This is a genomic window from Nocardioides sp. S-1144, assembly GCF_005954645.2.
Lineage (GTDB): Bacteria > Actinomycetota > Actinomycetes > Propionibacteriales > Nocardioidaceae > Nocardioides > Nocardioides dongxiaopingii.
In genome coordinates, this window is sequence record NZ_CP040695.2 from 614,663 (window position 1) to 632,302 (window position 17,640).

14 protein-coding genes are annotated in these 17,640 nt (G+C 72.3%); 10 read left to right on the forward strand and 4 right to left on the reverse strand.

What is annotated here, in order from left to right; genetic code table 11:
• Positions 1 to 43 precede the first annotated feature (43 nt).
• A complete protein-coding gene (locus FE634_RS02900) occupies positions 44 to 661 on the reverse strand; it encodes a TetR/AcrR family transcriptional regulator (RefSeq protein WP_262347556.1) in 618 nt (205 codons plus the stop codon).
• Between the two features lie 81 nt (positions 662 to 742).
• Here FE634_RS02900 and FE634_RS02905 point away from each other — a divergent pair, with 81 nt between their 5' ends.
• Complete coding sequence (locus FE634_RS02905; RefSeq protein WP_148240337.1) at positions 743 to 2,167, forward strand: MFS transporter; 1,425 nt, start codon at positions 743 to 745, stop codon at positions 2,165 to 2,167.
• 9 nt (positions 2,168 to 2,176) lie between these two features.
• Here FE634_RS02905 and FE634_RS02910 read toward each other — a convergent pair whose 3' ends face one another.
• Positions 2,177 to 3,202, reverse strand: coding sequence for a LacI family DNA-binding transcriptional regulator (locus tag FE634_RS02910; RefSeq protein WP_137294246.1), 1,026 nt, complete (start codon positions 3,200 to 3,202; stop codon positions 2,177 to 2,179).
• Between the two features lie 169 nt (positions 3,203 to 3,371).
• Here FE634_RS02910 and FE634_RS02915 point away from each other — a divergent pair, with 169 nt between their 5' ends.
• Genes FE634_RS02915 through FE634_RS02955 form a run of 9 tightly spaced genes read left to right on the forward strand, consistent with a single transcriptional unit; the run spans position 3,372 to position 14,590 of the window.
• On the forward strand, positions 3,372 to 4,907 hold the full coding sequence (locus FE634_RS02915; protein WP_222847657.1) for a sugar ABC transporter ATP-binding protein: 1,536 nt from the start codon (positions 3,372 to 3,374) through the stop codon (positions 4,905 to 4,907).
• A complete protein-coding gene (locus tag FE634_RS02920; protein WP_137294248.1) occupies positions 4,904 to 5,947 on the forward strand; it encodes an ABC transporter permease in 1,044 nt (347 codons plus the stop codon). Before FE634_RS02915 ends, FE634_RS02920 begins: the two co-directional genes overlap by 4 nt.
• Complete coding sequence (locus FE634_RS02925; protein WP_137294249.1) at positions 5,944 to 7,047, forward strand: ABC transporter permease; 1,104 nt, start codon at positions 5,944 to 5,946, stop codon at positions 7,045 to 7,047. Before FE634_RS02920 ends, FE634_RS02925 begins: the two co-directional genes overlap by 4 nt.
• Positions 7,048 to 7,074: 27 nt before the next feature.
• The gene (gene rhaS, locus FE634_RS02930) at positions 7,075 to 8,115 is read left to right on the forward strand and encodes a rhamnose ABC transporter substrate-binding protein (RefSeq protein ID WP_137294250.1); all 1,041 of its coding nucleotides are present in this window, start codon (positions 7,075 to 7,077) and stop codon (positions 8,113 to 8,115) included.
• Positions 8,116 to 8,173: 58 nt separating this feature from the next.
• Positions 8,174 to 8,518 (forward strand): L-rhamnose mutarotase, encoded by a 345-nt coding sequence (locus FE634_RS02935; protein ID WP_137294251.1) that lies wholly within the window; start codon positions 8,174 to 8,176, stop codon positions 8,516 to 8,518.
• Between the two features lie 2 nt (positions 8,519 to 8,520).
• Positions 8,521 to 9,705 (forward strand): L-rhamnose isomerase, encoded by a 1,185-nt coding sequence (gene rhaI / locus FE634_RS02940; protein ID WP_137294252.1) that lies wholly within the window; start codon positions 8,521 to 8,523, stop codon positions 9,703 to 9,705.
• Positions 9,706 to 9,763: 58 nt separating this feature from the next.
• Positions 9,764 to 11,824: a bifunctional aldolase/short-chain dehydrogenase gene (locus FE634_RS02945; RefSeq protein ID WP_138875040.1), complete on the forward strand. Its 2,061-nt coding sequence runs from the start codon at positions 9,764 to 9,766 to the stop codon at positions 11,822 to 11,824.
• The gene (locus FE634_RS02950; protein WP_138875041.1) at positions 11,821 to 13,299 is read left to right on the forward strand and encodes a rhamnulokinase; all 1,479 of its coding nucleotides are present in this window, start codon (positions 11,821 to 11,823) and stop codon (positions 13,297 to 13,299) included. The genes FE634_RS02945 and FE634_RS02950 overlap by 4 nt, the downstream gene beginning before the upstream one ends.
• Positions 13,300 to 13,336: 37 nt before the next feature.
• Positions 13,337 to 14,590 (forward strand): alpha-hydroxy acid oxidase, encoded by a 1,254-nt coding sequence (locus tag FE634_RS02955; RefSeq protein WP_137294255.1) that lies wholly within the window; start codon positions 13,337 to 13,339, stop codon positions 14,588 to 14,590.
• A gap of 53 nt (positions 14,591 to 14,643) precedes the next feature.
• Here the strand turns inward: FE634_RS02955 and FE634_RS02960 are convergent, their stop codons facing one another.
• Entirely contained in the window at positions 14,644 to 16,974 is a 2,331-nt protein-coding gene (locus FE634_RS02960) for an MMPL family transporter (RefSeq protein ID WP_148240338.1), read from the reverse strand.
• Positions 16,975 to 17,017: 43 nt separating this feature from the next.
• Positions 17,018 to 17,602, reverse strand: coding sequence for a TetR family transcriptional regulator (locus FE634_RS02965; protein WP_138875042.1), 585 nt, complete (start codon positions 17,600 to 17,602; stop codon positions 17,018 to 17,020).
• Positions 17,603 to 17,640: the final 38 nt, after the last annotated feature.

Below are 17,640 nucleotides of genomic sequence, written 5' to 3' on the forward strand. Positions count from 1 at the left end.
AGACGAGTCCGACGCCGTCGCCGGCCCGTCCTGCCCCGCGGGCCTACGCGGTGGCGGTGCCGGTGACGAACGGCAGTGCGTCGCCGAACGCGCAGGCCGTGAAGGGGGCGACCGCCGCCCCGGGACCGGCCTCGTCGACGTGCTCCGGGGCGCGCATCGAGAGGAGCACGTTCATCAGCATCCCCTGGGCGACGAAGTCGCGGATCCGCTCCTCGCTGCCACCGGCGTCCCGGAGCGTCGCGACCACCGCGCCCATGCAGGCCCGGCTGCGCTCGGCGATCTCGTCGATGCCCCCGGCCGCGAACCCGTGCATCATCACCATCAGCAGGTCGCGGTCGGCCATCAGGTCGGTGTAGGCCAGTCCGAGCCGGCCCCAGTCGTCGTCGCTGTCGGCGTCGAAGGGCTGGGCGGTGAGGACGTCGGTGAACGCGCGGCCGATCCGCTCCATCGAGCGCTCGAAGACCTCGAGGAAGAGCTCGAGCTTGGTCCCGAAGATGCGGACGACGTAGGGCTGCGACACCCCGGCCTGCCGGGCGACGGCGTCGGTGCTGGTGCCGTGGTAGCCGCCGAGCGCGAACGCGCCGGTGGCGGCGTCGAGGACCAGCTCGCGGCGGTCCTCGGCGCTCATCCGGGGGACGGGGGCGGCGGCTCTCGGCTTCACGCTTGACAGGTTATCAGTCGATTACCTAACGTCTGCGTCATAAGTAATCATTCAATGCCTTTTACGAAGCGGAGCTCGCCGATGACCGTCCTCGACACCACCCCGGAGCGCCGCGGACCGGTGGCCGACCCGCCGAGCCGTCACTCCCGCGTGCCCGTGTGGCTCGCGATCGTGGCCGCCTCGCTGCCGATGTTCATGGCCACCCTCGACAACCTGGTGATGACCAGTGCGCTCCCGGTCGTCCGGGCCGACCTCGACGCGAGCGTCGGCCAGCTGTCGTGGTTCCTCAACGCCTACACCCTGACCTTCGCGACCTTCATGCTGCCGGCCGCGACCCTCGGCGACCGGCTCGGCCGGCGCCGGGTGATGCTCGCCGGCATCGCGGTGTTCACGCTGGCCTCGATCGCGGCCGCGCTGAGCGGCTCGGCGGAGGCGCTCATCGCGGCCCGCGCCGTCCAGGGCGTCGGGGCCGCGGCGATCATGCCGCTGTCGCTGACCCTGCTCGCCTCCTCGGTGTCGGTGGCCATGCGCCCGGTCGCGATCGGGGTGTGGGGCGGGGTCTCCGGCCTCGGTGTCGCGCTCGGACCGGTCGTCGGTGGTGCCGTCGTCGAGGGCATCAGCTGGCAGGCGATCTTCTGGCTCAACGTGCCGGTCGCCCTGGTCGCCGTCCCGCTGCTCGTCCTCGCCGTCCGCGACTCGCGCGGCGCCTGGCAGCGCCTCGACCCGGTCGGCACCCTGCTGATCGGGTCCGCGGTGCTCGCCGGCGTCTGGGGTGCGGTGCACGGCAACGACGACGGCTGGGGCTCGGTCGGCGTGCTCGGCCCGCTGCTGCTCGCGGTGCTCCTGGTCCCGGGCTACGTCCTCTGGGCCCGCGGTCGCTCCTACGCCGTGCTGCCGCTGCGGCTCTTCGCCTCCCGCGGCTTCGCGGTGGCCAACGTGATCGGCCTGACCTTCACGATGGGCATGTTCGGCGCGGTCTTCCTGCTCGCGCAGTACCTCCAGGTGGTGCAGGGCTACAGCCCGCTCGAGGCGGGCCTGCGCACCCTCCCGTGGACCGCCGCGCCCATGGTGGTCGCGCCGATCGCCGGGGCCCTGGCCTCCCGCACCGGGCTGCGGTCGCTGCTCCTGGTGGGGCTGAGCCTCCAGACCGCGGCGCTGGTGTGGTTCGCCGTGGTCACCGAGCAGGGTGCCGACTACGGCGCGTTCGTCGTCCCGCTCGCCCTGGCCGGCATCGGGATGGGCCTCACCTTCGCCCCGAGCGCCACGATGGTGCTCGACGGGCTGCCCGACGACGACTTCGCGATGGCCAGCTCGGCCAACTCCACGATCCGCGAGTTCGGCGTCGCGCTCGGCATCGCGCTGCTCACCGCGGTCTTCCTCGGCAACGGCGGCCAGATCAGCCCCACGGGCTACGACGGCGCGGTCGGGCCGGCCCTGCTGACCGGCGCCGCCGCCGTCGGCATCGCCGCGCTCGCGGCACTGCTCGCCCCGCGGCGGGCCCGCTGACTCCCGGACTCAGGCGCGGCTGGACTCGCGGGCGACCAGCTCGGGGGTGAAGACGACCTGGCGGTGCTGGTGGTCGGGGTCGGTCGCCTCGGCGATCGCCAGCCCGGCCGCGGCCCGGCCGAGCTCGGTGCGGGGCTGGCGCACCGACGTCAGGGGCACCGCGGCCGCGGCCGCGAACTGGATGTCGTCGTAGCCGACGATCGCCAGGTTCTCCGGCACGCGGACGCCGCTGCCGATGGCGTGCTGGAGCAGGCCGAGGGCGGTCATGTCGTTGGCGCAGAACGCCGCGGTCGGTCGACGCGACGCCGGCAGGCCGGCCAGCCGCTCGCCGGCCTGGCGGCCCGCCTCGACGTCGAGGGTGGGGGTGATGACGGCGAGCAGGCCGTCGTCGGGGAGCCCCGCGTCGGCCCAGGCCGCGCGGGCCCCCTCGAGGCGGTCGCGCACCTGGCCGAGACCGGTCGGCCCGCCGACGAAGGCGACCCGCGTGTGGCCGCGGTCGATGAGGTGCTCGAGGGCGAGGCGCCCGCCGAGGACGTCGTCGACGGCGACCGAGCAGAACGTCGCGTCGTCGCGGGTGCGGTCGACGATCACCACCGGCGTGCCCCGGTCGCGCACGGCGTCGAGGGTGGGGGAGTCGGGGTCGACCGGCGTGACGAGCAGGGCCTGGACCCGCTGCTGCTGGAACAGGTCGAGGTGCGCGGCCTCGCGGTCGGCGCGCTGGGAGCTGTTGCAGAGCACCAGCGAGAGGCCCTCCTCCTCGGCCGCGGTCTCCATGCCCTGGGCGACGTCGGTGAAGAAGGGGTTGCCGGCGTCGAGGACGACGTAGGCGAGCGTGCGGCTGGTGCCGGCGCGCAGCTGGCGCGCGGACTCGTTGCGCACGAACCCGAGGGCGGCCATCGCCTGCTCGACCCGGGCGCGGGTGGGCGCGCTGACCCGGTCGGGCCGGTTGAGCACGTTGGAGACCGTGCCGAGCGACACACCGGCCGTCGCGGCGACGTCCTTGACCGACGCCGAGCGCGCTGCGCCGTTGACCATGTGGTGCCCTGTCCTCCGGGGGAAGTGAAACGTACGACACACCCTACGGGTCGGCGCGGTGTCGGTGGCCCCGACGCCGCTCCGGGAGAATCTTTCCCGAAACACTTGCGCTCTGTGATGGCAGTCACCTACCGTCGTCCTCGTGAATGAAACCTTTCAATCGCCGACGGTGGTGTTGGAGCTCGCCGACGTCCGCAAGTCGTTCGGTGCGGTCCAGGCACTGCGCTCCGGCAGCCTGCGCGTCGAGGCCGGCTCGATCCACGCGCTGATCGGTGAGAACGGCGCCGGCAAGTCGACGCTGGTCAAGATCGTCGCCGGCGTGCACCGCCGCGACGGTGGCACCTTCCGGTTCCGCGGCGACGACGTCGACTTCGGCTCGACCGCCGACTCCAAGGGGTCCGGCATCGCGGTGATCTACCAGGAGCCGACCCTGTTCCCCGACCTGTCGGTCACCGAGAACGTCTTCATGGGCCGGATGCCGCTGGGCGCCGGCCGCCGCATCGACCGGGCCGCCATGCACGCCGAGGTCGAGGGCCTGTTCGAGCGGCTCGGCGTCCACATCGACCCCCGGCGCCCCGCGCGCGGGCTCTCGATCGCCGACCAGCAGATCATCGAGATCGCCAAGGCCATCTCCCTCGACGCCGCGCTGCTCGTCATGGACGAGCCGACCGCCGCGCTGAGCGGGGTCGAGGTCGACCGGCTCTTCGCCGTCGCCCGCTCGCTGCGCGACGAGGGTCGCGCCCTGGTCTTCATCTCCCACCGCTTCGACGAGGTCTTCGACCTCTGCGACACCGTCACCGTGATGCGCGACGGCGCCTACATCGGCACCCACCAGGTCGCGGAGACGACCGTCCCGGCCCTGGTCGCGGAGATGGTCGGGCGCGAGGTCGGCGACCTGTTCCCGAAGACCGAGGCCGAGATCGGCGACGTCGTCCTCTCGGTCGAGGGGCTGACCTCCGCCGGCGTCTTCCGCGACGTGTCCTTCGACGTCCGCGCCGGCGAGATCGTCGCCCTGGCGGGTCTGGTCGGCGCCGGGCGCAGCGAGATCGCCCGGGCCGTCTTCGGCATCGACCGCTACGACAGCGGCACGGTCCGGCTCGACGGGCGCGGCGTGCGCCCCGGCCGTCCCAGCGTCGCGATCAAGGCCGGCATGGCGTTCGTCCCCGAGGACCGCCGCCAGCAGGGCCTGGTCGTCGACTCCTCCGTGGCCCACAACGTCGCCGGGGTCATCCGCTCGCGGCTCTCGATGCTCGGCCTGATCAGCACCGCCGCCGAGAACAGGGCGGTGCGGCCGTGGGCCTCGCGCCTGGAGGTCAAGACCAACGCGCTCGACATGCCCGCCACCACCATGAGCGGCGGCAACCAGCAGAAGGTCGTCATCGCCAAGTGGCTGGCCACCGAGCCGCGGCTGCTGATCATCGACGAGCCGACCCGCGGCATCGACGTCGGCACCAAGTCCGAGGTGCACCGGCTGCTCTCCGAGCTCGCCGGCCAGGGCCTGGCCGTCCTGATGATCTCCAGCGAGCTGCCCGAGGTGCTCGGCATGGCCGACCGCGTCCTCGTGGTCTGCGAGGGCCGGATCACCGCCGAGCTCGACCGCTCCGAGGCGACGCCCGAGACCGTGATGGCCGCGGCCACCGGCACGACGCCCGACCGGATCCACCTCGAGCACGACGCCGAGATGGTCCAGGAAGTGACCGCATGAGCACCCTCGAGAAGACTCCGCCGCCCGCACCGGCGACGCGCCGCGGCCCCGACCTGGCCAAGGTGGCCGGCGACCTGCTCCGCTCGCGCGAGCTCGCCGTCCTGGTGGTCCTGCTGCTCCTCGTCGCCGTGGCGACGGTCAAGAGCGACGGGTTCCTCAGCGGCGACAGCTGGCGCGACCTGCTGCTGACCCCGAGCATCCTGCTCCTCCTCGCGGCCGGGCAGATGCTGGTGATCATCACCCGCAACGTCGACCTCTCGGTCGGCTCCACGCTCGGCATCACCGCCTACGCCGCCGGCGACCTGATGTCGTCGGGGAGCTCGCCCTGGGTCGCCGCCCTCGGCGCGGTGGCGCTGGGTGCCCTGCTCGGCGCGGTCAACGGCGTCATCATCGCCTTCGGCCGGGTCCCGGCCCTGGTGATCACGCTCGGCACGATGCTCGTCTTCCGCGGCATCCTGCTGCACTGGGCCGGCAGCGACCGGGTCAACGCCGGGGAGATGGACGCCGGCTTCCTCGACCTGGGCACCGCGCAGGTCCTCACCATCCCCGTCCTGACGATCATCTCGCTCGTCGTCGTCGTCGCCGTCGGCTACTACCTGCGGACCACGCGCGGCGGTCGCGAGCTCTACGCGATCGGCTCCGACCCCGACGCCGCCGCCCTCTTCGGGCTGCCGATCCGCCGCCGGGTCCTCGGCGCCTTCATCGCCTCGGGCGCCCTGGCCGGTCTGGCCGGCGTCTTCTGGGCCACCCGCTACGGCGGGGTGTCCTCCAACGCCGGCGAGGGCATCGAGCTGCAGGCCGTCGCCGCCGCCGTCATCGGCGGCGTGGCGATCTTCGGGGGCAGCGGTTCGGTGTGGGGCGCCGCGATCGGCGCCTTCCTCCTCGTCACCATCGACCGGGTGCTGCCGATCCTCGGCGTCCCGGACTTCTACCAGCAGGCCGTCGTCGGCGCCCTGATCATCGGGGCGATCGTGCTCGACCGCGTGCTCGCCTCCCGGGCTGAACGCCGGCTCGCCGTGGAACGTGAGGTCGCCCCATGAGCACGTCAACCATCGACCGCGCGGTCGACCAGCGCACCTACGCCTCCTACGCCCGACCGCTCCTGTGGCGCCTCGTCGCCACCCGCGAGTTCGCGGTGTTCGCGCTCCTCGCCATCGTCTACGTCTACGCCCGCGGCTCGATCGTCGGCTTCGACGGGCCCCTGACGATCTACTTCCTCTTCCTCGAGTCGGCGCCGATCATGCTGCTGGCCCTGCCGATGACGCTCATCATCATCACCGGCGAGATCGACCTGTCGGTGGCCAGCACGATGGCGCTCACCGGGGCGATGCTCGGCATCGCCTACACGAAGTGGGACCTGCCCTTCCTCGCCGCGGTCGGCGTGGCCCTCGTGGTCGGCCTGCTGTGCGGGCTGCTCAACGGCTTCCTGGTCGCCTACGTGAAGCTGCCCTCCCTGGCCGTCACGGTGGGCACGCTCGCCCTCTTCCGCGGACTCGCGGAGGGCTTCCTCGGCACCGAGTCGATCAGCGGGTTCCCCGACCGGTGGACCGACCTGCTCAAGGACCGCATCGGGGGCGACTCCAGCTACCCGCTGTTCGTGATCCCGCTCGTGGTGCTCGCGGTGGCCTTCGGCGTGCTGCTGCACTTCACCACCTTCGGTCGCGGCGTCTACGAGATCGGCCTGAACGACGAGGCGGCCCGGTTCACCGGCGTCGACATCGCCCGCACCAAGCTGATCCTCTTCATGCTGGCCGGCGGCGTCGCCGCCCTCGCCGGGATCTACCAGTCGCTCTACACCGTCGCCCGCGGCGACTCCGCGGTGAACCTCGAGCTGCAGGTGATCGCGGCCGTGCTCCTCGGCGGCGTGTCGATCTTCGGCGGCCGCGGCAGCCTGCCCGGCGTCCTCGCCGGTGTGCTCCTCATCGCGGTCATCAACTCGGCGATGCGCCTCGACGGCGTCCGCGGCGAGGTGACCGAGATCGTCATCGGCTGCCTGCTGGTCGCCTCGGTGATCGCCCCCACGCTCCTGACCTGGATCTCCGGGCTCGTCCCGGGTCGGGCTCAACGGCCGGCGGCCGCGCCGCCGGCCGGCACCACCCCCGAGCCTCCCGCCTCCGGCGGATCGTCGCTCACGTCGTAACCACCACCTCGAAAGGCAATGACGCTCATGAAGATCAAGAAGAGGCGGCTCTCCGCCCTGGCCGTGCTCGCGCTGACGGCGTCCGTGGCCCTCACGGCGTGCGGCAGCGACGACGGCGGCGACGACGGTGACGGCGGCAGCGGCGGCGGCGGTGGCGGCAGCAGCTCGATCACGATGATCCCCAAGTCGCTCGGCAACCCCTACTTCGAGGCCAGCACCGCGGGCTCGCAGCGCGCGGCCGAGGAGTTCGGCGGCTCGGTCGACGAGGTCGGCCCGACCGGCGACGCCGGCCCCGACTCGCAGGTCCCGTTCATCCAGACCGCCACCCAGCAGGGCGTGGGCGCCCTCATCGTGTCGGCCAACGACCCGAGCGCGCTGTGCGACTCGATCGAGCAGGCCCAGGACGTCGACATCAAGGTCGTCACCTTCGACTCCGACACCGAGTGCCGCGACCTGTTCGTGAGCCAGGCCGACGCCCAGGGCATCGCCACCAAGCAGATCGAGCTCATCGCCGACCAGATCGGCGGCTCGGGTGACATCGCGATCCTCTCCGCGGCGGCCAACGCCACGAACCAGAACGAGTGGATCAAGCTGATGGAGGAGGACCTCGCGGCCAACTACCCCGACATCAACCTCGTCGACACCGTCTACGGCGACGACGACGACCAGAAGTCCTTCGACGAGACCGCCGCCCTGCTGCGGGCGAACCCGAACCTCAAGGGCATCGTGTCGCCGACCACCGTCGGCATCGCCGCCGCGGCGCGCTACCTGTCGACCTCGGAGTTCAAGGGCCAGGTCGCGCTGACCGGCCTGGGCGCCCCGAGCCAGATGAAGACCTTCATCGACGACGGCACCGTCACCGCCTTCGCGCTGTGGAACCCCGACGACCTCGGGTACCTCGCCGCGTTCGCCGCCGACGCGCTGGCCAAGGGCGACATCTCCGGCGAGGAGGGCGACACCTTCACCGCCGGTGACCTCGGCGACTACACCGTCGGCGCCGACGGCGTCGTCGTGCTCGGTGACCCCTACGTCTTCGACTCCTCCAACATCGACGAGTTCGACTTCTGATCCACCCCGATCACCCCTGATCGACCCACCCACCCACGCAGGAACAGGGAGCCACGTCGTGCCGCGCTACTGCTTCACCCTCCAGGTCCGCCCGGAGCGACAGCAGGAGTACGCCGAGCGTCACGCCGCGGTCTGGCCGGACATGCTCGCCGCGCTCGCGGCGACCGGCTGGCGCAACTACTCCCTGTTCCTGCGTGAGGACGGCCTCCTCGTGGGGGTCGTCGAGTCCGACGACCTCGCCGCCGCGCAGGCGGCGATGGCTCGCACCGAGGTCAACGCGCGCTGGCAGGCCGAGATGGCCCCGTTCTTCAGCGACCTCGACACCGCCCCCGACGAGGGGTTCGTCCAGCTCCGCGAGGTGTTCCACCTCGAGGACCAGCTCACCACCACCACCGAAAGCTGATCATGACCGACACCCAGGCCGCCTTCGCGCAGATCGCGCCCCTCCTCGAGGGCCAGGCGATCGAGCTGCCCTCGTGGGCCTTCGGCAACTCCGGCACCCGCTTCAAGGTCTTCGGCACCGCCGGCACCCCGCGCAGCGTCGAGGAGAAGATCGCCGACGCCGCCACCGTCCACCGCTTCACCGGCCTCGCCCCGACCGTCGCGCTCCACATCCCGTGGGACCTCGTCGACGACTTCGGCGCGCTGCGCACCTTCGCCACCGACCACGGCGTCGAGCTCGGCACCATCAACTCCAACACCTTCCAGGACGACGACTACAAGTTCGGCGCCCTGACCCACGTCGACCCGAAGATCCGCCAGAAGGCGATCGACCACCACTTCGAGTGCATCGACGTCATGAACGCCACCGGGTCGCGCGACCTCAAGATCTGGCTCGCCGAGGGCAGCAACTACCCGGGCCAGGCCGACCTCCGCGGTCGCCAGGACCGGCTGGCGGAGTCGCTCGCGACGATCTACGACCGGATCGGCGAGGAGCAGCGCCTGGTGCTCGAGTACAAGTTCTTCGAGCCGGCGTTCTACCACACCGACGTCCCGGACTGGGGCACGTCCTACGCCCAGGTCAGCGCCCTCGGCGAGCGGGCCCTGGTCTGCCTCGACACCGGCCACCACGCGCCCGGGACCAACATCGAGTTCATCACGATGCAGCTGCTGCGCCTGGGCAAGCTCGGCTCGTTCGACTTCAACTCGCGCTTCTACGCCGACGACGACCTGATCGTCGGTGCGGCCGACCCGTTCCAGCTCTTCCGGATCCTCTTCGAGGTGATCCGCGGCGGGGGCTACGGCCCGGCCAACCCGGAGTCGGAGGTCGCCTTCATGCTCGACCAGTGCCACAACGTCGAGGACAAGATCCCCGGCCAGATCCGCTCGGTCCTCAACGTCCAGGAGATGACGGCGCGGGCCCTGCTCGTCGACCGTGACGCGCTGGCCGCCGCGCAGGAGGCCGGCGACGTCCTCGGCGCCAACGAGGTCTTCATGGACGCCTTCCAGACCGACGTCCGCGCCGACCTGGCCGCGTGGCGCGAGGAGCGCGGCCTCCCAGCGCACCCGATGAAGGCCTACGCCGCCTCGGGCCACCAGCAGGAGATCGAGGCCGCCCGCGTCGGCGGCACCCAGCTCAGCTGGAACTGACCCTCCTCCCTCCCGACCCCTCGACCTCTCGACCCTCACCACACCACGGACAGGAACCATGACCTCCCCTCAGAGCAGCCCCCAGGGCAGCAGTGCAGCGGCCGAGCTGATCGCCCGGTCGAACCGCCTGGGCAGCGACCCGAAGAACACCAACTACGCCGGTGGCAACACCTCGGCCAAGGGCACCGAGACCGACCCGGTCACCGGCGAGCCGGTCGAGCTGCTCTGGGTCAAGGGCTCCGGCGGCGACCTCGGCACGCTGAAGGAGTCGGGCCTGGCGGTCCTGCGCCTGGACCGGATGCGCGCCCTCGTCGGCGTCTACCCCGGCCTGGAGCGCGAGGACGAGATGGTCGCGGCGTTCGACTACTGCCTGCACGGCAAGGGTGGTGCCGCGCCGTCGATCGACACCGCGATGCATGGCCTCGTGGACGCCGCGCACGTCGACCACCTGCACCCCGACTCCGGCATCGCCATCGCCACCGCGAAGGACGGCCAGGAGCTGACCGCGACGATCTTCGGCGACCAGGTGGTCTGGGTGCCGTGGCGGCGCCCGGGTTTCCAGCTCGGTCTCGACATCGCCGAGATCAAGGAGAAGAACCCGCAGGCCCGCGGCTGCATCCTCGGCGGCCACGGCATCACCGCCTGGGGCGACACCTCGGCCGAGGCCGAGGAGGCCTCGCTGTGGATCATCGACACCGCCGCCGCCCACATCGCCGAGCACAGCAAGGCCGAGCCCTTCGGCCCGCCGCTCGAGGGCTACGCCGCCCTGCCGGCCGAGGAGCGCCGCGCCAGGGCGGCCGCCCTGGGCGCGACCATCCGCGGCCTCGCCTCCACCGACCGGGCGATGGTCGGCCACTTCACCGACGCCGACGTCGTCCTGGACTTCCTCGCCGCGAGCGAGCACCCGCGACTGGCCGAGCTCGGCACCAGCTGCCCCGACCACTTCCTGCGCACCAAGGTCAAGCCGCTCGTGCTCGACCTGCCCCCCTCGGCCACGCTCGAGGAGAGCATCGCGCGGCTCAAGGAGCTGCACGTCGCCTACCGCGAGGACTACCAGGGCTACTACGACCGCAACGCCGTCGCGGACTCGCCCGCCATCCGCGGCGCCGACCCGCTCGTCGTGCTGGTGCCGGGCGTCGGCATGTTCAGCTACGGCAAGGACAAGCAGACCGCCCGCGTCGCCGGCGAGTTCTACGTCAACGCCATCAACGTGATGCGCGGCGCCGAGGGCCTCTCGACCTACGCCCCGATCGACGAGGCGGAGAAGTTCCGCATCGAGTACTGGGCGCTCGAGGAGGCCAAGCTGCAGCGGATGCCGAAGCCCAAGCCGCTCGCGGGCCGGATCGCCCTGGTCACCGGCGCGGCCGGCGGCATCGGCAAGGCCACCGCCACCAAGCTCGCCGCCGAGGGCGCCTGCGTCGTCCTCGCCGACCTCGACCTCGCCCGGGCCCAGGCCGCCGCCGCCGAGATCGGTGGCTCCGACGTCGCCGTCGGCGTCGCGGCCGACGTGTCGCAGGAGGGCGCCGTCCAGGCCATGGTCGACGCCGCCGTGCTCGCCTTCGGCGGGGTGGACCTCGTCGTCAACAACGCCGGGCTGTCGCTGAGCAAGAGCCTGCTCGAGACGACCGAGGCCGACTGGGACCTGCAGCACAACGTGATGGCCAAGGGCTCGTTCCTGGTCTCCAAGGCCGCGGCGCGGGTGCTCATCGACCAGGGGATGGGCGGCGACGTCATCTACATCTCCTCCAAGAACTCCGTCTTCGCCGGCCCGAACAACATCGCCTACTCCGCCACCAAGGCCGACCAGGCCCACCAGGTGCGGCTGCTGGCCGCCGAGCTCGGCGAGCACGGCGTCAAGGTCAACGGCGTCAACCCCGACGGCGTCGTCGCCGGCTCCGGCATCTTCGCCTCGGGCTGGGGTGCCAACCGCGCCGCCGTCTACGGCGTGGAGGAGAAGGACCTCGGCAAGTTCTACGCCCAGCGCACGATCCTCAAGCGCGAGGTGCTCCCCGAGCACATCGCGAACGCGGTCTTCGTGCTCTGCGGGCCCGACATGACCCACACCACCGGTCTGCACGTGCCCGTCGACGCCGGCGTGGCCGCAGCCTTCCTGCGATGAGCCGGCACCTGCGCGTCGCCGCCGTCGACCTGGGCGCCACCAGCGGCCGGGTGATGGCGGGGCGGGTGGGTCCGGACTCACTCTCGCTCGACGAGCTGCACCGCTTCCCGAACGGCGGCGTGCGCGCCCACGGCTCGCTCCACTGGGACGTGCTCGGCATCCACCGGGAGGTGCTCGCCGGCGTCCGCGAGGTCGCCCGCAGCGGCCCGCTCGACGGCATCGGCATCGACTCCTGGGCGATCGACTACGGCCTGCTCGACCGCGACGGACGGCTGCTGGGCAACCCCTACAGCCACCGTGACTCCCGCACCGACGGGGTCGCCGAGCGCGTGCTGGGCACGGTCGACGCCGCCGAGATGTACGCCACCACCGGCCTCCAGCAGCTGCCGTTCACCACCGTCTACCAGCTCGTCGCCTCCCTCGGGACGGCGGCGCTGGAGTCGGCGGAGACGATGCTGCTGCTGCCCGACCTGCTGTCCTACTGGCTCACCGGGCACGGCGGTGCCGAGCGCACCAACGCCTCCACGACCGGGCTCTACGACGTCCGCTCGGGGGAGTGGGCCACCGACCTGGCCCGCCAGTGCGGCCTGCCCTGGAGCATCCTGCCGCCGCTGCGCGACGCCGGCGACGTCGTCGGGCCGCTGCTGCCGGAGGTGGCCGAGCACCTCGGCGTCGGCGCCGACGTGCCGGTGGTGGGCGTGGGCTCGCACGACACGGCGTCGGCGGTGGTCGGCGTCCCGGCGGGCGAGGAGTCGTTCGCCTACATCTCCTCGGGCACCTGGTCGCTGGTCGGCCTCGAGCTCGAGAAGCCGGTGCTCACCGAGGAGGCGCGCCTGGCCGACTTCACCAACGAGGGCGGCGTCGACGGCACCGTGCGCTTCCTCAAGAACGTGATGGGGCTCTGGGTGCTCTCGGAGTCGCTGCGCACCTGGGCCGACCGCCGGATCGCCGGCGCCGACCTGACCACGCTGCTGCGGGCGGCGGCCGACGCGCCGCCGCTGCGCACCGTGGTCGACGTCAACCACCCCAGCCTGCTCCCGCCCGGCGACCAGCCGGCCCGGATCCAGCGGCTGGCCGAGGACGCCGGCGAGCCGGTGCCGCGGACCCCGCAGGCGATCACCCGCACCATCCTCGACAGCCTGGCCCTGGCCTACCGCCGTCACCTCCGCACCGCCGCGACGCTCGCCGGGCGCGACGTCTCCGTCGTCCACGTGGTCGGCGGGGGCTCGCAGAACGCGCTGCTGTGCCAGCTCACCGCCGACGCGACCGGGCTCCCGGTGCTGGCCGGCCCGGCCGAGGCGGCGGCGCTGGGCAACGTGCTCGTGCAGGCCCGCACCCTCGGGGCCGACCTGCCCGACCTGGCGGCGATGCGCTCGCTCGTGCGCCGCACCCACGAGGTGCGCCGCTTCGAGCCGCGCACCGGCACGAGCACCGACTGGGACGCCGCCGAGCGGCGCCTCGGTAGTCCGACCTGATCCACCCGCGAACCCGAACAGACGAGAGAGTGGCTCCATGAAGCGGCAGATGCCCAAGCGGCGCGACCTCGCCCCGCTGATGAAGTTCAAGAAGCCCGAGGTGTCGCCGAAGAAGCGCCGGCTCGAGAAGGCCCTGACCATCGACGACCTGCGCACCGTCGCCAAGCGGCGCACGCCCAAGCCGGCCTTCGACTACACCGACGGCGCCGCCGACGGCGAGGTCTCCCTCGCCCGTGCCCGCGAGGCCTTCGCCGACGTCGAGTTCCACCCGGCGATCCTGCGCGACGTCTCCACCGTCGACACCTCGCGCGAGGTGCTCGGCCAGCGGGTCGCGCTGCCCTTCGGCATCGCGCCGACCGGGTTCACCCGGATGATGCAGGCCGAGGGCGAGATCGCCGGTGCCACCGCGGCCGCCGCGGCCGGCATCCCGTTCTCCCTCTCCACGATGGGCACCACCTCGATCGAGGACGTCGCCGCGGCGGCGCCGGCGTCGGAGGGGGCCCGCAACTGGTTCCAGCTCTACATGTGGAAGGACCGCGACCGGTCGATGGCGCTGGTCGACCGGGCCGCCAAGGCCGGCTACGACACGCTGCTGGTCACCGTCGACGTGCCGGTGGCCGGGGCGCGGCTGCGCGACGTCCGCAACGGCATGACGATCCCGCCGACCCTGACGCCGGGCACCGTGCTGAACGCGATCCCGCGGCCGGCCTGGTGGATCAACTTCCTCACCACCGAGCCGCTGGCCTTCGCCTCGCTCGACGCCTGGTCGGGCACCGTCGCGGACCTGCTGGACACGATGTTCGACCCGACCGTCACCTACGACGACCTGGCCTGGATCCGCTCGCAGTGGCCGGGCAAGGTCGTGGTCAAGGGCGTGCAGTCGGTCTCGGACGCCGCCCGGCTGGCCGAGGCGGGCGTCGACGCCGTGCTGCTCTCCAACCACGGCGGTCGCCAGCTCGACCGCGCGCCCGTCCCGTTCCACCTGCTCCCGCAGGTCGTCAAGGAGGTCGGGCGCGCCGTCGACGGCGGCGGGGTCGAGGTGCACCTCGACACCGGGATCATGTCCGGCCAGGACATCGTCGCCGCGCTCGCCCACGGCGCCCACTTCACCCTGATCGGGCGGGCCTACCTCTACGGCCTGATGGCCGGCGGCCGCGAGGGCGTCGACCGCACGATCGAGATCCTCCAGGGCCAGGTCGAGCGCACCATGCGCCTGCTCGGCGTCCGGACCCTCGACGAGCTGGGCCCCGAGCACGTCACCGCGCTGCAGCGACTCGCGCCCCGCCCCTGAGACGACGTCGACCCGTCAGTGATCACTGACGGGTCGACGTGGGTGGGGGTGGGTCAGCGGGCCAGGTCGGGCTCCGGTGCCCTGGCGTCGGCCAGGTGCGGCCGCTCGAGCTTCTCGCCCTCGACGTCGACGTCGGGGAGGATCTTGTCGAGCCACGCCGGCAGGTACCAGGCCTTCTCGCCCAGCAGGTACATCAGCGCCGGGATGAGCGTCATGCGGACGACGAAGGCGTCGAAGAGCACCGCCACCGCGAGCGCGAAGCCCATCGACTTGATGATCGCGTCGTCCTCGAGGATGAACCCGGAGAACACGGCAGTCATGATGATCGCGGCGGCGGCCACGACGCGCGCCGAGCTGCGGAACCCGTCGACGACGGCGTCGCGCGGCGAGGCGCCGTGCACGTGGGCCTCGCGCATCCGGGTCACCAGGAAGACCTGGTAGTCCATCGCGAGCCCGAACACCACGCCGATCAGGAAGATCGGCATGAAGCTGACGATCGGCTGGCCCTCCATGATGCCGAAGGTGCCCTCCTGGAAGATCACCACCGTCGTGCCGAGCGTCGCGAGCACCGACAGCAGGAACCCGAACGTCGCGGTGAGCGGCACCAGCAGCGAGCGGAAGACGATCATCAGCAGGATGAACGCCAGGCCGACCACGACCGCGAGGTAGGGCACCAGGGCGCCGTTGAGGCGGTCGGAGACGTCGGTGGTGATGGCGGTCAGGCCGGTGATGCCGATGTCGGTGCCGGTGTCGGCCTCGATCCCGTCCTCGCCGTCACGCAGGGCGGTGAGCAGGTCCTGGGTGCGCGGGTCGTCCGGCCCGAACTCGGGGACGAGCAGCAGCGTGGTGCCGCCGGCCTCGGCCGCGGCCTCGGCCTGCTCGGGGTCCAGGGCCGTCGCGTCGAGGACGCCGGCGACGCCGTCCTGCTTCGCGGCCCAGTCGATGACCTCCTGGGTCGCCGCCGGGCGGTCGGCCTCGGCGACGTCGCGCAGGTCGGCGACGATCTGGAACGGCGCCTCGCGGCCCGGGCCGAACCCCTCGGTCAGCAGGTCGCTGGCCTTGCGCTGGGTGGTCGACGGCGACGCGGTGCTGTCGGTCGGGAAGGCCAGGAACAGGTCCTTGAGCGGGATCGCCAGCGCGCCGAGCCCGACGACGACGAGCAGCACGACGACCAGCGGCTTGCGGCCGACGAAGCGCGCCCAGCGGACGCCGTTGTTGACGATCCGGCCGTCGTCCTCGCGGGCCGGGCGGTACTTGCGCACCTGGCCGCCGAAGGCCTTCGACTTGAGCATGCCGAGGATCGCGGGGAGCAGGGTGAGCGCCACCAGGACGGCCAGGAACACCGTGGCAGCGGCCGCGAGGCCCATGGTGGTGAGGAAGGGGATGCGCACGACGGTGAGGGCGGCCAGCGCGATGAGCACCGTGAGGCCGGCGAAGACCACCGCCGAGCCGGCCGTGCCGACCGCGATGCCGACCGCCTCCCTGCGGTCCTCGGTGTGCTCGAGCTCGCTGCGGTAGCGGGCCAGGATGAACAGGGAGTAGTCGATGCCGACCGCGAGGCCGATCATCGTGGCGAGGATGGGGGCGCTCGAGCCGATGTCCATGAACGCCGTCGCGGCGGTGATGCCGGTCATGCCGAGCCCCACGCCGATGATCGCGGCGATGACCGGCAGACCGGCGGCGACGAGGGAGCCGAAGGTGAGCACCAGGACGACGAGCGCGAGCCCGATGCCGATGAGCTCGGCCGCGCCGCCGGGCGGGGCGAACTCGCCCATGCCCTGGCCGTTGGCCTCGACGGTCAGGCCGGAGGCACGCGCGTCGGCCATGACCTCCTTGACCTCCTCCTGCGTCGCCGGCTCCACGTCGGTGACGGTGTCGACGTCGAAGGCGAAGGAGATGGCGCCGATCCGGCCGTCGGCCGAGATCGGGGCCAGGGCGGCCAGCGCCCCCGCGGACGCGTCGTCCTCGGCGGGCTGCTCGGCGGGCTTCCCCCCGGACGAGCCGCCCTGCTCCTCGGCCTCCGCGGCCGCGGCGACCGGGTCGACGACCGTCTCGGGCGCCGGCATCTGGTCGACCCCGCGCAGCGCCTCGGTGAGCGCGGCCACCTCGGGGGCGTAGTCGGCGAGCTTCTCGCCCTCCGGGGCCGCGACCACGACGTTGACCGAGGCCTCGTCGAAGGCGTCGACGCTGTCGGGGAAGAGCTCGGCCTGGAGGTCGGCGGCCTCCTCCGAGGGGATGCCGGGGATGGTGAAGGCGTCGGTGGTCGGCTTCGAGAAGGCGCCGGCGACGCCACCGACGACCACGAAGACGGCGATCCAGGCGGCGATGAACACCGGCCAACGGCGGTAGGCCGTCTTGCCGAGCCGGTAGAGGTAGGTGGCCATGGGGGTCTCCTGGTGGTGGGTGGCCGAACGGGTGGGTCGGGCGTCAGTCACCGAGCAGGGTGCGCGCGGTGCGGAGGGCGTGGTCGAAGTGGTGCACGAAGTCGTGCTGCCCCTCGTCGTGCAGGTAGCCGTCGAGGGCGGCGTCGAACAGCGCGGCGAGGAGCGCGATGGCGACCTTGGCGCCCGCGGCGCCGAACGTCGCACCCTCACGGACCAGGATGTGCTCGACGACCTCGGCGCTCAGCGCCTCGTAGCGCTCGTGCGCGACCGTGAGCAGCCGGGGGCTGGCCAGCAGCACCCGCTTGGAGCAGTCGAGCCACGCCCGGTCGGCGATCTTGGCGTCGAGCAGCGGCATCACCAGGGTGCGCAGGTCGAGCACGAGGTCGTGGTGCGGACCGCCGGAACGGAACTCGGCGAGCATCTCGTCCTCGAACCCCGGCCAGTCGCCGAGGACGGCGTCCAGCTTGCCGGGGAAGTAGTTGAACAGGGTGCGGCGCGAGACCTCGGCCGCCTCGGCCAGGTCGTCCATCGTCCAGCCGTCGAGGCCGTGCTCGTCGGCCAGCCGCATGGCGCACCGGGTGATCCGCCAGGACGTGGCGGCCCGGTCCTTCGTTGCACTCCTGGTCACAAGAGTGCAGTCTTGCACTTCAGCCGGACCTAGTGCAA

What these genes read in the sequence shown, in the direction of transcription:
- FE634_RS02920 (WP_137294248.1), top strand. Translation starts at nt 4,904, where the DNA reads ATGAGCACCCTCGAGAAGACTCCGCCGCCCGCACCGGCGACGCGCCGC.
- FE634_RS02905 (WP_148240337.1), top strand. Translation starts at nt 743, where the DNA reads ATGACCGTCCTCGACACCACCCCGGAGCGCCGCGGACCGGTGGCCGAC.
- FE634_RS02910 (WP_137294246.1), bottom strand. Translation starts at nt 3,202, where the DNA reads ATGGTCAACGGCGCAGCGCGCTCGGCGTCGGTCAAGGACGTCGCCGCG.
- FE634_RS02925 (WP_137294249.1), top strand. Translation starts at nt 5,944, where the DNA reads ATGAGCACGTCAACCATCGACCGCGCGGTCGACCAGCGCACCTACGCC.
- rhaS (WP_137294250.1), top strand. Translation starts at nt 7,075, where the DNA reads ATGAAGATCAAGAAGAGGCGGCTCTCCGCCCTGGCCGTGCTCGCGCTG.
- rhaI (WP_137294252.1), top strand. Translation starts at nt 8,521, where the DNA reads ATGACCGACACCCAGGCCGCCTTCGCGCAGATCGCGCCCCTCCTCGAG.
- FE634_RS02960 (WP_148240338.1), bottom strand. Translation starts at nt 16,974, where the DNA reads ATGGCCACCTACCTCTACCGGCTCGGCAAGACGGCCTACCGCCGTTGG.
- FE634_RS02945 (WP_138875040.1), top strand. Translation starts at nt 9,764, where the DNA reads ATGACCTCCCCTCAGAGCAGCCCCCAGGGCAGCAGTGCAGCGGCCGAG.
- FE634_RS02950 (WP_138875041.1), top strand. Translation starts at nt 11,821, where the DNA reads ATGAGCCGGCACCTGCGCGTCGCCGCCGTCGACCTGGGCGCCACCAGC.
- FE634_RS02955 (WP_137294255.1), top strand. Translation starts at nt 13,337, where the DNA reads ATGAAGCGGCAGATGCCCAAGCGGCGCGACCTCGCCCCGCTGATGAAG.